Below are 13,552 nucleotides of genomic sequence, written 5' to 3'. Positions count from 1 at the left end.
CCGTGTCCCTGCCCGTCAGTTGTTCCGGCAGTCGTCCAAGGCCCGCAGCGCCTTGGCGGCCGTCCCGCGTACGAATTCGGACGAGTCCGAGGCCATGGCGGTGAGCCGGTCGCGCACGTACTCCTCGTCCGGGGGGAGTGTGCCCGTCTCCTCCACCCAGTGGGCGAGTCCCTCCGCGGCGGCCTGGCACACCGACCCGTTCGTGTCGTCCAAGTGCCGTACGAAGATCGGCAGATCGTGCGGGGTGCCGGTGTCCGTCGCGTTGTGCGGGTCCAGCAACGACAGCGCGGTGGCACGGACAAGGGGGGAGGGAGTTCGGTCCACCAGTTCCCGTAGCCCGGGCAGGGCTTCCGACAGGCCCGTGAGGACCCTCTCCGTCACTCCGGTCAGGACGGGTTCGATGTCGAGACGGGTCACCAACGCCCGGGCGACCGCTGCGCGTTCCCACGGCCGGAACCCGGTTTTCGCCATGGCGTCCAGGCCGTGCAGCGCACCTGCGTACACCCCGGGCGCGGCGTGGTCCAGCAGGGGGAGCAGCAGCCACACGGCGTCCCATCTCCCCATCGTGCCGTAGGCCGTGGCGGCTGCCGCGAGCGTGGGGGCGGGAGTTGTCGGGTCGGTGAGGAGAGCCCGCAGGAGTTTCGTGGCGGCCTTGCCGCCGACGTACCCCAGGGCCATGGCGGCCGTCGGCCCTGACCGCTCGTCGCTCAGCCAACGCGAGGCCGGATTCAGCAGCCGCTCGTCACCCGATCCTGCGAGCAGGAACAGCAGGTGTGATGCCGTCTCCGGGTCCCGCTCCGCCTCCAGAGCCGCGAACAACGCGTCCCGCGTCTCCGGGCGTTTCACGTGCGCCAGTCGGAAACCCACGGCGCGGCGCACCTTGGCGGAAGGATCGTCCGTCAGATCTCTCAGCAGGGTCGGCAGCAGTCGGTCGGTGGGCTGGTCCGGCAGCATCAACAGGGCGCGCGCACGGGCGGTCTCCTCGCCCCACTGGGCTGTACGGACCAGCTCCGCCTCGACGTCCGCGTCCTTCTTAAAGTCCGAGACCACGTTCCATGCCCGCCCCGAGACACGGTCTGCCGGATCCCCCAACAGCCAGACGAGCGCGGGAACATCGCTGGGCACGCCGAGCTCCCACAACGCATCCAAGGCGTTGATCCGCAGGTGATGGTCGGGGTCGCCGAGCAGTCGCCCATAGGCGTCCACGACCTCTCGGTCGCTCAGCCCGAGCCGGATCGCCGCCAGAGAGGCCTTACTGCGCACCCACGGATCGTCGTCGTCCATCAGCGCGGGCAGAATCTCCGCCCCGGCCTCGGGGACCCCCAGCCTGCCCAGTCCCACTGCCGCGCCCGCTCGCACCTCGGGCGCGGGGTCGGCGGCTGCCCGGACGAGCACGGCGACGTGCTCCGTATCGCCGAGTTTGCCGAGCCCTTTCGCCGCGGCCGCCTTCCCGCAGGTGTCGCCCGTCGCCAACTCCCGCAGGAAGAAGGCGACCTGGTGTTCTGCCGTCATGTGCACCCCGGGAGTAAGACCGCCGAACCGACGGGAGGTTGTGCGGAAGGGGGCATATGTGACTCGTCTGTACGTTCAGCCCGGGACGGTCGAGGCCGAATGCCTTCACATCCGGGATTTCAGTACGTCGACCTCACAGCCCGGCGCGAAGGGGTCGAAGCCGTGCTCGACCAGCCAGCGAACGATCAGCAGGCTGCGCACCGACCACCACGCGTGGATGATGTCGAGGTCGACGTCGGTGCCGTAGCCGGCGACGAGGTCGTCGAGGTGATCCTCGTGTCCGAGCGTGAAGGTGGCGAGGTCGTACAGGGCATCACCCTGTCCCGCCTCGGACCAGTCGATGATGCCCGTGACCACGTCGGCGTCGACGAAGATGTGCGAGATCTGCAGGTCGCCGTGCGTGAACGCCGGTGTCCATGGCCGGAGCGCGGCCTCGGCGACCTGGCGGTTGCGGGCGACCAGGTCGGCGGGCAGGACGCCGTTCGTCACGAGCGACTCGCACTCGGCGTCGAGTTCCGCCCTCAGCGCGACGATGCTCCGCCCGGCCCCGCCGGTCCGGGGCGGCAGCGGCGCGTCGTGCAGCTTCCGGATGGCGGCGCCCGCCGCGGCCCAGGCCGTCGGCGACCCGGTCGACGGCCCGCCGAGGCGCCCGAGCGTCGTCCCCGGGAGTGCGGCGATGGCGAGCACGTGCGGCTTGTGCCACAGCACCTCGGGGGTCGGGACCGGCGCGAGGGCCATCGCCTCGACCTCGACGTCGAGGCGCGCCTGGTCGGCGTCCACCTTCAGGAACACATCACCGACGCGCAGGGTCGTGCGCTCGGAATGGGCGACAACGACTTCCACCTCATCCATGGGTGACCAGTATCCCGGGGGTGATCGCCGGCGTCGCCGGGTTTGTCGCGTGCGACCGCGGGGCCGGCCACGTCGGATGCCGTAGCCGTGGACCAGCCCCATCGGTCAGCGGGTCAGGAGGTTCACTTCCAGCGGTAGGTGGCGAAGGAACCCGCCGGTACGGTCGTCACGAACTTCCGTCCGCCGACGGTGACGCGGACCGTGCGGTCGGCGTCGGAGCTGTTGCCGAGGACGGCGACGTAGCCGCTCCTGCCGGAGCGGTAGATCACGTTGCTCACGCCGTTCTGCGCGGCGCTGGACTCCAGGCGTACGTCACCGGGGGAGAGGTATTTCGCGAACTGCCCCATGGCATAGAGCTCGTCGCGGACCGTGAAGTCCTTGGTGTTGGTGTTGACCTTCACCAGCCGGTCGGGCCACTTGGTGGTCGCCGCGACCTCGTCCCAGTCGATGTTGTTGTCGCGGGCGGGTGTCCAGTGCAGCGTGCCGCCGTCCTGGTCGGTGGCCTGGGCCCACAGGATGTAGGAACCGGCGTCCAGGCGGAAGTAGTCGAGGATGGTCGACGGCGACAGGTCGCTGGTCTCCGTCATCTCGACCGGCTTGCCCGTCTGCTCGTAGGCGTCGCGCATGACGGTCGGGTCGCCCCAGTAGGGGTGGAAGGCGATGGCGTCGGCGGCCTTGCGCACCTGCTCGCCCTTGACCGACCCGTCGGGGGCGTCGTCGAAGATGCGGTGGTAGTTCTTGGTCGTGGTGCTGTTGGGGTCGCGCCAGTCCCAGAAGTTGAAGTCGTGCACGTACAACTGCGTGTTCAGCCGGGCCGACTTGAACTCGCGCTTCATCGCCAGGGCGAGCTTCTGCTGCTGGGCGATGCTGATGTCCATGGCCGGGTAGACGACGTCCATGCCGGGCTCGTTGAGCAGGGTCAGCGCGTCGACGCGGATGCCGTGCCGGGCGTACGCCTGGACGTACTTGACGTAGTAGCGGGCGAAGACGTCGATGCAGTCGTCGCGCAACTTGCCGACCTGGTAGTAGTCCGTCGTGCTGCCCGGCTTGAGCGCGACCTCGCCGGTGAACTGGTTGTTCGTCTTCATCCAGGCCGGCGCGCTCCATGCCGACGCGAAGAACGTGGCGCGCGGGTTGTAGTGCTGGATGAGCTTGATCGTGTCGATGATGTGCAGGTCGACGTCGCGCTGGACGGAGAAGTGCTTCAGGCCGAAGTCGTCCTTGACGCCCGCGGGCAGGTCGTCCTCCGACCAGAACGGCAGATGCTCGATGAGGTCGGGGCTGCCGATCGTCAGCCGGAACCGGTCGAGGCCGGCGCCGTGCACGGGGTCGACGAGCAGCCGTATGGCCGCACGGCGCTTGGCGGGCGTGAGCTTCCAGAGGTTGGACACGCTTGTCTCGTCCAGGGAGAAGCCGATGCCCTCGTACTTCTGCCGCAGGGCGTTCGGGTCGGCGACGACGGTGGCGTCGACCGGTCCCGATGCGGCGCCACCCGTCCGTACGGCGGGCAGCGACTGCCAGGCGTGCGCCGCTCCGGCGGAGAAGGTGCCGGTCACGGCCGGACCGTGGGTGTTCCGGTCCGCCTGAGCGGCCGGGCCCGTGCCGATCAGCACGGACAGCGTCGTGGCCGCGACGGCCGCCATGGTCGTGAAAGAACGTCTCACAGCTCACAACTCCCCACTCCGACACCATGGTTGCGGGGCGATCCAAGCAATGTCCGCAGTGTTAAGTCAAGACTTGAATAAAGTACTGATGCCTTTTCGGCCGAGCCGCCGAGAACCGTCCGGACGTCCAGGGCGCGATGCCTGACAGCGCCACCTGCATGACGTGGCTCTCGGCGGGTGACGGCGGTGACGTTCAACTCAGGGACCAGTCCCTGGCGTTGGCCTGGCGGGCGTGCGGCGGGGGTTGGCCGACCAGGCCGTCACTCCTGGTGTCACTCCTGCGTTGTCTGCTGGATCTTGGCGAGTGTCAGGACACCGCCGCCGATGCCCCAGCCGGCGTCGGCGACCTCCTCGACCAGGACGAGGGTGGTGGCCCGGGCGCCGTCGCCGAAGATCTCGGCGTACAGGTCGGTGGTGCGGATGATGATCTGCTCCTTCTGCTGCGCGGTGAGCGCGCCGGCGGGGACCTTGAAGTTCGCGAACGGCATGGGGCTCTCCTCGTGCGGGGGTGCCAGGGCTGCTCACGGCGAGCAGGAGGTCGACCCCGATGGGGCAACCATCCGTCCGGGCGTCCGCTCCGGCCAGGGCTGAGCCCACCCAGGGGTCGCCGGCCCCTGGTTCGGACCCGGCCGGGAGGCGAGGATGGCCGGGTGAACCTTCCCGAGCTTGCGGCGTTCCTCAGGTCCCGGCGCGATCGGATCCGACCGGCCGATGTCGGTCTGCCCGCCGGGCCCCGGCGCCGTGTGCCCGGACTGCGGCGCGAGGAGGTCGCGCAGCTGGCGGGCCTGTCGGCCGACTACTACACCGAGTTGGAGCGCGGCCGTGGCGCCCAGCCCTCGGCTCAGACTTTGGCCGCCCTCGCCCGCGCGCTGCGGCTGGGCGGTGATCAGCGCGACCACCTGTTCCATCTCGCGGACCGGCCGCTGCCCGCGTCGGCGCAGGGTGTGAGCGCCCGGATCGTCCAGCCCGCGCTGCTCGGGCTGCTGGACCGGCTGGCCACCACCCCGGCCCAGGTCATCACGGACCTGCACGAGACCCTCGTCCAGAACGAGTCGGCCGCGGCGCTCCTCGGCCGGGCTCCGCGGCCGCGCGGCCCCGCCACCGGCTTCGCGTACCGCTGGTTCACCGATCCGTCCGCCCGCGCGATCTACCCGCCCGAGGACCATCCGCACCACTCACGGGTCTTCGTCGCCGACCTGCACGCGGTCGCCGCCCGCCGGAGCCGCGACACCGAGGTCGCCGGCATGACGGCCGCACTGCGGCGGCGCAGCCCGGAGTTCGCAGCCCTCTGGGACACGCACGAGGTCGGCCTGCGCCGCGCCGATCACAAACGCATCGTGCACCCCACGCTGGGCGTCATCGAGTTGGACTGCCACAGCCTGTTCAGCGAGGACGGCCGCCAGCGCCTCCTGTGGTTCACGGCCCCGCCCGGCACCGAGGGCGCCGCCCAGCTCGAACTGCTCGGCGTCATCGGCACCCAGGACATGGCGGCCACCGAAGGCACCTCGCGCACCGAGGGCGGCATCCACGAGGGCGGCATCCACGAGGGCGGCATCCACGAGGGCGGCATCCACGAAGGCGACATTCGCGAAGGCGGCATCCACACGGGCTGAGAGCGGACGCCCGGCTCTGGAAGTACCCGTGTGGGATCCCCCGGCTCGATTTTCGCGACGACCTGTCGTAATGTTTACGACAGGTTGTCGCATACGAGGGCGACACCATAGTGCGGGTGGAAAGGGACTCTTCTCATGAACGCCGACGATCGTGCCGACATCATCCAACTGCTCGGTCTGTACGCCGACATCGCGGACAAGAAGGAGTTCAAGGAGCTGCCCCGCCTGGTCTTCACCGACCCGCTCACGCTCGACTTCTCCTCGGTCACCGGCATGCCCCCGATGGAAACTCCGCTCGACGCGTACACCGAGATCCTCCGGGGCGCCTTCGCGCCCTTCGTGGCGACCCACCACGCGATCACGGGCCACGTCGTCGACATCGACGGCGATCGCGCGACGATCCACGCGCACGTCCGTGCCGAGCACTGGCTCCCGGACGAGTTGGTCGACGGCGGGTCCAACCGCTGGCTGGTGGTCGGCTTCTACGACAACGAGGCGGTCCGTACGGCGGACGGCTGGCGCCTCGACCGCGTGAAGCTCACCGCGACGTATCAGGAGAACGCGCACCTCGCGAGCGCCACCCTGCCCTCCGAGTAGGCACACCGGCGGCCGGGCCGAGGCGGACCCCGGGCGACAGGGGGCCCGCGAGGGAAGGAGAATGGCCGGATGCCGCGTATCCGGGGAGCCAGCATCGAGGAACACCACGAGATGGTGTGGGCCGATCTCGCCGAGGCGACGCGGCAGTTGCTGCTCGAACGCGACTACGACTCGATCAACATGGGCCACATCGCGGCCCGGGCCGGCCTCGCGCGCAACACGCTGTACAACTACGCCCGCGACAAGAGCGCCCTGGTCCTGGCGCTGACCGAGCGGGCGAGCCGGCCCCTGGTCGAGCGGGTGGCCGCGATCGCCGCGCGCTCCGCGGACCCGGCCGCCGAGCGGATGCGGGAGATCATCGAGGCGATCCTGAAGGCGTCCACGGACCAGGCCATGCGACCGATGTTCCGGCCGGGCTCCGGCCCGCTGGTCGCCGAACTGCCGACGGGGCAGGACAACCCGTTCCACGCGATCGTGGCCGAGGTGGAGAACGTCGTCCGCGACGGCATCGCGCGCGGCGAGTTCCGCGACGTCGGCGACGTACACCTCACGGTGGAACTGCTGTCCGGCGCCATGCGCGCGGGAGCCGAACGCATCGGCCGGGACCCGTCCACCTTAGCGGCCGCGGTCCGTGCGGCGCGCGAGATCGTCCTCGCGTCCTTGGCGCGACACCCGGAGCAGGACCGGTCGGCACAGGGTTCGTAGAGCTCGCGTTCGAGGTCGGCCCAGGAAGCCGGCCCCGTTGTCTGCTCATAGGGAAGGACATCGGGGAACAGTTGCTGGGCCACCAGTCGACCGTGGCCTTCGGGGTCCGCCGAGGTGCCCGCGGCGCGCACCACCGCGGCGACCTGTTCGGCGATGTGCCGGCCGGCCGTGTCGACGTCCGTGCTGGGATGGCGGGTGGTGGCCGGGTTGGTGAACTCCACGTCCGTGGGCCAGAAGATCGGCCACATCATCGGGTCACCGGCGCGGTTCACCTGCCGCCAACCTCCGGCGTCGGTGGCCAGTTTGGTCGCCGCCCACACTCCGATACGGGCGTCCGGGCGGGTGATGGTGAGGCCGCATCCGGGATCATCCCGTGGTCGGGGACGCCGTGGGGGAAGGTGCGCTGGGGGAGGGGGTTGTGGCCGGTCCCGTCGGTACCCCGTCGGTCGACAACCCCGGGGGCACCGTGAGAGTGACCAGGGGTGCGCCCGGCTGCGGCACGGGTGGTGTCACTTGTGCGCCGGGGAGCTTGGGCGGGGTGGTCTCCTGGAAGTTCACCTGGTCGAAGTTGACCAGGCCGGTCTTCTCCATCTGCGTGATGTGGTCCAGGACCACGTCGTTGGCCTGGTCGGCGAGCGCGCGGACGAGGGTGTTCTCGGTGGTGGAGCGGATCTTGGCGATGACGTTGAAGATCGAGCCGTGGGTCATCCGCAGGGTGTTCGCGAAGTCGGAGTCGAACTGTTTGCCCTTGTCCGCGCGGAAGTTGGCCAGGAAGCCCTGCTGCTGCGGCGTGGGCTGGTCGGGAAGCGTGATGTTCAGCTCGGGGGCGATCTGGCGGCAGCTGGCGTCGAGCGCGGCGTGTCCGACGACCAGGTGCCGTCCGGCCTCACGCACGGCCGCGGTCGTTCCCTTCTGCATGGCCAGGCTTCCGGAGGGGCTCTCCCAAAGACCGGCGGAGCGTACGAAGACGACGAAGTTGCGGTCGGCCTCGGTGAGCGGTCCCCACTGGGTGTTGGCGATGATCCGGGCCTGGTTGGAGGCCGTGGTCTGGATGCCGAGCATGCTGGGGTACGCCAGGGCGGCCAGCGTGGTGGCGAGTGCCCCGCCGACGGCGAGGGATCCGAGCGTGCTGCGCGAGAGGGGCATGGGGCCTCCTGATGCGGGCGGTGCGGCTGCCCGGTCGTACGCGCGGTGCAGGGAAAGGGGACCCTTGCGGCCGGTAAAGATTGCGTGACGCCGTACGGCGGTCGCCTGGACCGGCGGGAAGTCCGGCGGGAAGATCGGTGGTCGATGTTGGTCGACCGTCCAAGACGCTGCGATAACATAGGTGGCACACGGCTTCTGTTCTCGAAGCAGAAGCGGAGGTAGAAGCAAAAGTAGAAGCAGAAAGCGAGCCCGATGTCTCGTATGGCAGCGAAGGACCGACGCGAAGAGCTGATCGCGGCGGCGTTTCGGGTGATGATCCGCGAGGGAGTCACGAAGGCGACCACGCGCGCGATCGTCAACGAGGCCAAAATGCCGCTGGGCGTCTTCCACTACTGCTTCAACTCGCGTGAGGAACTGCTCCAGGAGGTCCTCACCCGCTTCACGGACAACACGGTGGCGGCCGCGCGGAAGACGTTCGAGGGGGAGGGCGATCTCGAAGCGCGGATCACCAAGAGCCTGAGCGCCTTCTGGGGCACCGTCGAGGTCAGTCCGGGCGAGCACCAGGTCAGCTACGAACTGACGCACTACGCCCTGCGTCAGGCCGGGTTCGAGGACCTGGCCCGACGCCAGTACCAGCACTACCGGGAGGTCCACCAGGAGATCCTGGAGGAGGCCGCCGAGGCCGCGGGCATCGAGTGGGCCGTCCCCGTCCCGGTGCTGGCCCGCTATCTCAACTCGGTGCTCGACGGTGTCACCCTGAGCTGGCTGGTCGACCGCGACAGCGAGCAGAGTCGCGAGGTCCTGCGGCTGACCGGCGAGCACCTCCTGACGCTGGCCCGCGAGCGGACCTAGGGGGCGACCTAGGGTTCCAGCCGACCTAGTCGAACAGGTCGGGCTGCTCCGCCGTGATCTGGTCCCACAGCGGTTGGAACTGGAACCAGCCCGGCAGCGCACCGGAGATCTGGTCGCGGACCACCCGTGCCGTCTCGGGGTCGATGAGGCGGGGCTCTCCGGCGGCCATGGCCAGGAGTTGGGCCTGGCAGGACCGTTCCATGGTGATGAAGTACCAGGCCGCCTCGGCGACGGACGCCCCGACCGTGAGCAGTCCGTGGTTCTGCAGGACGACGGCCTTGCCGTCGCCCAGGGCCGTGCCGATGCGCCGGCCCTCCTCGGTGTCGTTCACCACGCCCCGGTAGTCCGAGTAGACGCCGTGGTCGTCGTAGAAGGCACAGGCGTCCTGGGTGATCGGTGCCAGCGGGACTCCGAGGCTGGAGAAGGCCTTGCCGTGCACGGAGTGGGTGTGCGCCGCCGCGACCACGTCCGGCCTGGCCCGGTGCACCTCGGAGTGGATGCAGAACGCGGCGTTGTTGACCGGGCGCCTGCCCTCCAGGAGCGTGCCGTCGTGGTCGACGAGGATCAGGTCGGAGACGCGGATCTGGCTGAACGACATGCCGAAGGGGTTGACCCAGAAGGCCGACGGGTTCTCGGGGTCACGGGCCGTGATGTGTCCGGCCACTCCCTCGGAGAAGCCGAAGCGAGCGAACAGGCGGAAGGCGGCGGCGAGTTCCTGCTTGCGCACCTCGCGCTCCTGCTCGAAGGTCAGGTTCTGCTGGGGGAGCGGCAGGAAGACGCCCTCGGGCAGGGTGGTGACGGAAGCGTGCGTGGGCGTCTCGGGTGTCGTGGTCATGGTCCGGCCTCTCGTGCTCTCACAGGTGCGTGATCCGCGGTACTTGATCTGCGGTACTTGATCTGCGGGGACTTGATCTGCGGCTACGTGAACAGCCGCGCGGGAAGCGCTACTTGGCGCGGCCGCGCAACCCGGCGCCGTACATGGCGTCCACCAGGCGGAGGACGAACCGGTAGGCCGAGGGCTCGTACGGGATCATGTGCATGTCCCTGCGCAGCGGGAACCGGTTCGTGCTGAGGGCCTGGAGCCGCGTGTACTTGCGGAAGCCCTCTGCCCCGTGCCGGACACCGAGGCCGGACTCCTTCCAGCCGCCCATCGGCAGGCCGAGGGCCATGTAGTTGGTCTGGGCGTCGTTGATCGTGACGCAGCCGGCCTCGAACCGTTCGGCGAGGCGGCGGGCGCGCTTCATGTCCGATCCGATGATCGAGGCCTGCAGCCCGTACGTGCTGTCGTTGACCAGCCGGAGGGCTTCCTCGGCGTCGGCGACCTTCATCACGGGCAGCGTGGGGCCGAAGGTCTCCTCGCGCATGCACGTCATGTCGTGGTCGACGTCGACGAGCAGCGTGGGTGCGAAGAACCGACCGGGTCCTTCGGAGGCACGCCCGCCGACGAGCACGCGGGCGCCCTTGCGTACGGCGTCGTCCACATGGTCCTGGATGACCGCCAGTTGGGGAGGGAAGGTGACGGCTCCTACGTCGACGCTGCCGAGCCCGGCCGGCCTGCCCGAGGTGACCTGATGGAACCGTTCACGCAACAGGGCGATGTACGCGTCGTACACCGGCTCCTCGACGTAGACCCGCTCCACCGAGGTGCACATCTGGCCCCCGTTGGACAGAGCCCCCTGGATCGTGACGTTGACGGCCCGCTCCAGGGAGGCGTCGGCGAGGACGACCAGCGCGTCCTTGCCGCCGAGCTCCAGTGAGCAGGGGATGAGGCGCTCGCCCGCGCGGGCCGCGACCAGGCGGCCGGTCCTGGTCGAGCCGGTGAACATCACGAAGTCCACGGTGTCCACGAGCGCGCTGCCGGTGGCGCCCGCGCCGGTGACGACCTGGAAGACGTCCTCGGGCCAGCCGCACTCGCGGGCCATGCGCTCCATCAACAGCGCGGTCAGCGGCGTCTGTTCGGAGGGCTTGAGGACGACCGCGTTGCCCGCCGCGAGGGCGGGGATGGCATCGCCGAAGGAGTTGAGCAGCGGGTTGTTCCACGGGCCGATGACTCCGACGACCCCGCGCGGCACCCGGCGCGTGTACATGCTGCGACCGAGGACGAACGGCGAGAGGGAGCGGACCTTCGTCGTGGCGAGCAGGCCGCGGGCCTTCTTGGCCCAGTGGGCGAAAGCGCTCGCGCAGTAGACGATCTCGACGATCGCGTCCTCCTCCGCCTTGCCGTTCTCCTCGACGATGAGGTCGGCGATCTCCTGCCGATGGGCCAGCAGCCAGCGGCGGCCCCGCGCGAAGAAGTCGGCGCGCGCCCGGGTGTCCAGCTCGGCCCAGCCCTTCTGCGCGCGCCGGGCGCGCTCCACCGCCCGCGCCACCTCCGCCGCGGACGTCTCGGACACCTCGCCGACCACCGCTCCGGTGGCGGGGTTGTCCACCGCGATACGCGCGCCCGTCGGCGGGCCGCCTGTCATGAGCGCTTGATTCCGAGTCACGGAAACTCCCCACCGGAACGTTGACTTCTCTTCGCTCAGAATGAGACGGTCGATCGTACAAGTCAAGCGTCCTGTACAAGCGTCCAAGTTGACGTGAAGGAGCGGTCGGATGAAAAGGAAGACCTCGATCGCACTGAGCGGCCTGGGTGTTCCCGAGTCCCTGCGCTGGCACCAGGGGGCCCTGTGGTTCTCGGATCTCGCGCACGGCACGGTGCACCGATGGGACGGCGAGGGGGAGCCGGAGACGGTGGTCGAGGTCCCGGGCCGGGCCGGCGGCCTCGGCTGGCTTCCCGACGGCCGCCTGCTCGTCGTATCCATGGACGGCGGTCGTGTCCATCGCCTGGAGGCCGGGGGTGAACTGGTCGTACACGCCGATCTGCGCCACATCGTCGGCGGTCCGGTCAACGACATGCTCGTGGACCCCGAAGGGCACGCCTACGTCGGCAACTTCGGCTTCGACTACCACGCCCACTCCCGCGAGCACCCGAACTCGATGCTCTACGCGCCGCCCGGCCCTCCGCGAGCCCCGATCGCCTGCCTGGCGCCGGACGGCGGCCTGCTCGGACTGACGGAACCCCTGCTCTTCCCGAACGGGATGCTGCTCGCCGCCGACGGCAAGAGCGTGATCGTGGCCGAGACCCTGGCCATGCGGCTCACCGCCTTCTCCAGGAATCCCGACGGCACCCTGTCCCGTCCGGAACCATGGGCGCCCCTGATCGCGCCGTTCCTGTGGCACCTCGTGAACCACCCGGGGGCGTTCGGCCGGATCACCCGCAGAATCTCGGCGCTCCTGGACCACCCGGCCATATCGAAGCGCTCCTCGTCCCCGATCGCGCCGGACGGCATCGCGTGGGACGCCGACGGCACGTCGATCTGGGTCGCGAACGCCCTCCGCGGTGAGTGTGTGCGCATCGCCCAGGGCGGTCGCGTCCTCGACCGGGTCGCCACCAGCCGGCACACCCTGAGCTGCCTGATGGCCGGAGCCGACGGTCGCACGCTCTTCGCCGCCACCGTCCCGACGGACGATCCCGTCCGTGCCGCCCGGCTCAACGGTGGGCGCATCGAGATGCTGAGGCTGTGAGTCCCGGCACCCCCGGGACCGGGAGTCCCCAGGTAACAATCCGGAAGAACTGAACATGAACAATTGACTTGGACAGTTGACCAGGAGAATCTGTGGCCATGCCCCAACCACCCGAAAAGTCCCAGGTCATTCTCGTCACCGGCGCGGCCGGCGGCATCGGAGCCGCCATCGCCGAACTGGCGATCGCACGTGGTCATCGCGTCATGCTCACCGACGTGGACGAGGGCGCCGTCCTGACCCGGGCCCGCGCTCTGGGCGAACGGGCCGCCGCACACGCCCTGGACATCCGCAGCCCCGCGGACTGGAGCAGCGCGTTCGACGCGACCCGGGCACGGTTCGGCACCGTCGACGTCCTGGTCAACAACGCCGGCGTCATCCACACCGGACACGCCCGCGATCTCCGTCCCCAGCAGCACCGCGACATCGTCGAGATCAACCTGCTCGGCACCATCACGGGGGTCTGCACAGCGGTCGAGCACATGACCGCGCAGGGGCACGGCCACATCGTCACCGTCTGCAGCATGACGTCGTTCCTGCCGCTGCCCGGCTACGCCACCTACGGCGGCACGAAGCACGGACTCCGGGCCTTTCACCACAGCGTCGCGATCGAGGAACGCGACGGACCGCTGGACTTCACGATCGTCCATCCACCGTCCACCCGGACCGGAATGCTCGACCGGGAGATGGCCGACCCCACGTCCGCCATCGCCTTCGCGGAGAAGTCCCATGCCCCGGAGCGGATCGCCGAGGCCGTCGTCGACGCCCTCGTCACCAAGCCGGTCGAAGTGGTCTTCCCGCCGTTCGCCGGCCGCTTCCAGCGGGTCGTCGGAGTCTTCCCCCGGCTGATGCGCCGCGTCATCCCCCTCGTCGAGGCCAAGGGCCGGCGACAGCGCGCGCGGCTGCGCGCCGCTCAGGGAATCCCCGCCGAGAACTGACGAACCTCCTGGAAAGGATGCTGAGTTGAGTACGAACATGACGTCCCGACCGGACGCGAAGAAGCCGGACGCGAAGAAGCCGGACACGAATGAGCCGGACAGGAATGAG

General features: G+C 69.6%; 13 protein-coding genes. 6 read left to right on the top strand and 7 right to left on the bottom strand.

Features of this window, described 5'->3' with window-relative positions; all coding sequences use genetic code 11:
* Positions 1–15: 15 nt before the first annotated feature.
* The 4 genes from ACIQI8_RS36085 to ACIQI8_RS36070 form a co-directional block, all read right to left on the bottom strand.
* Entirely contained in the window at positions 16–1,512 is a 1,497-nt protein-coding gene (locus tag ACIQI8_RS36085; RefSeq protein ID WP_402360284.1) for a HEAT repeat domain-containing protein, read from the bottom strand.
* Positions 1,513–1,617: 105 nt separating this feature from the next.
* Positions 1,618–2,364 carry a phosphotransferase family protein gene (locus ACIQI8_RS36080; RefSeq protein WP_402360281.1) on the bottom strand — a complete coding sequence of 249 codons (747 nt, stop codon included), beginning with the start codon at positions 2,362–2,364 and terminating at the stop codon, positions 1,618–1,620.
* A gap of 122 nt (positions 2,365–2,486) precedes the next feature.
* Positions 2,487–4,028, bottom strand: a complete 1,542-nt coding sequence (locus ACIQI8_RS36075) for a glucosidase (protein WP_402360278.1) — start codon at positions 4,026–4,028, stop codon at positions 2,487–2,489.
* Between the two features lie 272 nt (positions 4,029–4,300).
* On the bottom strand, positions 4,301–4,516 hold the full coding sequence (locus tag ACIQI8_RS36070) for a tautomerase family protein (protein WP_402360275.1): 216 nt from the start codon (positions 4,514–4,516) through the stop codon (positions 4,301–4,303).
* Positions 4,517–4,678: 162 nt separating this feature from the next.
* Here ACIQI8_RS36070 and ACIQI8_RS36065 point away from each other — a divergent pair, with 162 nt between their 5' ends.
* The 3 genes from ACIQI8_RS36065 to ACIQI8_RS36055 all read left to right on the top strand — a co-directional run bounded on the left by ACIQI8_RS36065 (position 4,679) and on the right by ACIQI8_RS36055 (position 6,943).
* Positions 4,679–5,641, top strand: coding sequence for a helix-turn-helix domain-containing protein (locus ACIQI8_RS36065; RefSeq protein ID WP_402360273.1), 963 nt, complete (start codon positions 4,679–4,681; stop codon positions 5,639–5,641).
* A gap of 135 nt (positions 5,642–5,776) precedes the next feature.
* A complete protein-coding gene (locus tag ACIQI8_RS36060; RefSeq protein WP_402360270.1) occupies positions 5,777–6,238 on the top strand; it encodes a nuclear transport factor 2 family protein in 462 nt (153 codons plus the stop codon).
* Between the two features lie 69 nt (positions 6,239–6,307).
* The gene (locus tag ACIQI8_RS36055; protein WP_402360267.1) at positions 6,308–6,943 is read left to right on the top strand and encodes a TetR/AcrR family transcriptional regulator; all 636 of its coding nucleotides are present in this window, start codon (positions 6,308–6,310) and stop codon (positions 6,941–6,943) included.
* A 366-nt stretch (positions 6,944–7,309) separates the two neighbouring features.
* Here the strand turns inward: ACIQI8_RS36055 and ACIQI8_RS36050 are convergent, their stop codons facing one another.
* Positions 7,310–8,089: a DUF4142 domain-containing protein gene (locus ACIQI8_RS36050; RefSeq protein WP_402360264.1), complete on the bottom strand. Its 780-nt coding sequence runs from the start codon at positions 8,087–8,089 to the stop codon at positions 7,310–7,312.
* Between the two features lie 261 nt (positions 8,090–8,350).
* Here ACIQI8_RS36050 and ACIQI8_RS36045 point away from each other — a divergent pair, with 261 nt between their 5' ends.
* Positions 8,351–8,941: a TetR/AcrR family transcriptional regulator gene (locus tag ACIQI8_RS36045; protein WP_402360261.1), complete on the top strand. Its 591-nt coding sequence runs from the start codon at positions 8,351–8,353 to the stop codon at positions 8,939–8,941.
* A 25-nt stretch (positions 8,942–8,966) separates the two neighbouring features.
* Here the strand turns inward: ACIQI8_RS36045 and ACIQI8_RS36040 are convergent, their stop codons facing one another.
* Together ACIQI8_RS36040 and ACIQI8_RS36035 are read right to left on the bottom strand one after the other, a co-directional pair.
* On the bottom strand, positions 8,967–9,776 hold the full coding sequence (locus tag ACIQI8_RS36040) for a class II aldolase/adducin family protein (RefSeq protein WP_402360258.1): 810 nt from the start codon (positions 9,774–9,776) through the stop codon (positions 8,967–8,969).
* Positions 9,777–9,885: 109 nt separating this feature from the next.
* Positions 9,886–11,427: an aldehyde dehydrogenase family protein gene (locus ACIQI8_RS36035; protein ID WP_402360255.1), complete on the bottom strand. Its 1,542-nt coding sequence runs from the start codon at positions 11,425–11,427 to the stop codon at positions 9,886–9,888.
* A 109-nt stretch (positions 11,428–11,536) separates the two neighbouring features.
* Between ACIQI8_RS36035 and ACIQI8_RS36030 the strand changes: the two genes are divergently transcribed.
* Entirely contained in the window at positions 11,537–12,508 is a 972-nt protein-coding gene (locus ACIQI8_RS36030) for an SMP-30/gluconolactonase/LRE family protein (protein ID WP_402360253.1), read from the top strand.
* 98 nt (positions 12,509–12,606) lie between these two features.
* Positions 12,607–13,443, top strand: a complete 837-nt coding sequence (locus tag ACIQI8_RS36025) for an SDR family NAD(P)-dependent oxidoreductase (RefSeq protein ID WP_402360250.1) — start codon at positions 12,607–12,609, stop codon at positions 13,441–13,443.
* Positions 13,444–13,552 lie beyond the last annotated feature (109 nt).

This window comes from Streptomyces sp. NPDC092369 (assembly GCF_044755245.1).
Classification (GTDB): Bacteria; Actinomycetota; Actinomycetes; order Streptomycetales; family Streptomycetaceae; genus Streptomyces.
Note: the sequence above shows the minus strand (reverse complement) of the source record. Positions and strands in the feature narration are given on the sequence as shown.

What these genes read in the sequence shown, in the direction of transcription:
- ACIQI8_RS36085 (WP_402360284.1), bottom strand. Translation starts at nt 1,512, where the DNA reads ATGACGGCAGAACACCAGGTCGCCTTCTTCCTGCGGGAGTTGGCGACG.
- ACIQI8_RS36080 (WP_402360281.1), bottom strand. Translation starts at nt 2,364, where the DNA reads ATGGATGAGGTGGAAGTCGTTGTCGCCCATTCCGAGCGCACGACCCTG.
- ACIQI8_RS36070 (WP_402360275.1), bottom strand. Translation starts at nt 4,516, where the DNA reads ATGCCGTTCGCGAACTTCAAGGTCCCCGCCGGCGCGCTCACCGCGCAG.
- ACIQI8_RS36060 (WP_402360270.1), top strand. Translation starts at nt 5,777, where the DNA reads ATGAACGCCGACGATCGTGCCGACATCATCCAACTGCTCGGTCTGTAC.
- ACIQI8_RS36055 (WP_402360267.1), top strand. Translation starts at nt 6,308, where the DNA reads ATGCCGCGTATCCGGGGAGCCAGCATCGAGGAACACCACGAGATGGTG.
- ACIQI8_RS36050 (WP_402360264.1), bottom strand. Translation starts at nt 8,089, where the DNA reads ATGCCCCTCTCGCGCAGCACGCTCGGATCCCTCGCCGTCGGCGGGGCA.
- ACIQI8_RS36045 (WP_402360261.1), top strand. Translation starts at nt 8,351, where the DNA reads ATGGCAGCGAAGGACCGACGCGAAGAGCTGATCGCGGCGGCGTTTCGG.
- ACIQI8_RS36040 (WP_402360258.1), bottom strand. Translation starts at nt 9,776, where the DNA reads ATGACCACGACACCCGAGACGCCCACGCACGCTTCCGTCACCACCCTG.
- ACIQI8_RS36030 (WP_402360253.1), top strand. Translation starts at nt 11,537, where the DNA reads ATGAAAAGGAAGACCTCGATCGCACTGAGCGGCCTGGGTGTTCCCGAG.
- ACIQI8_RS36025 (WP_402360250.1), top strand. Translation starts at nt 12,607, where the DNA reads ATGCCCCAACCACCCGAAAAGTCCCAGGTCATTCTCGTCACCGGCGCG.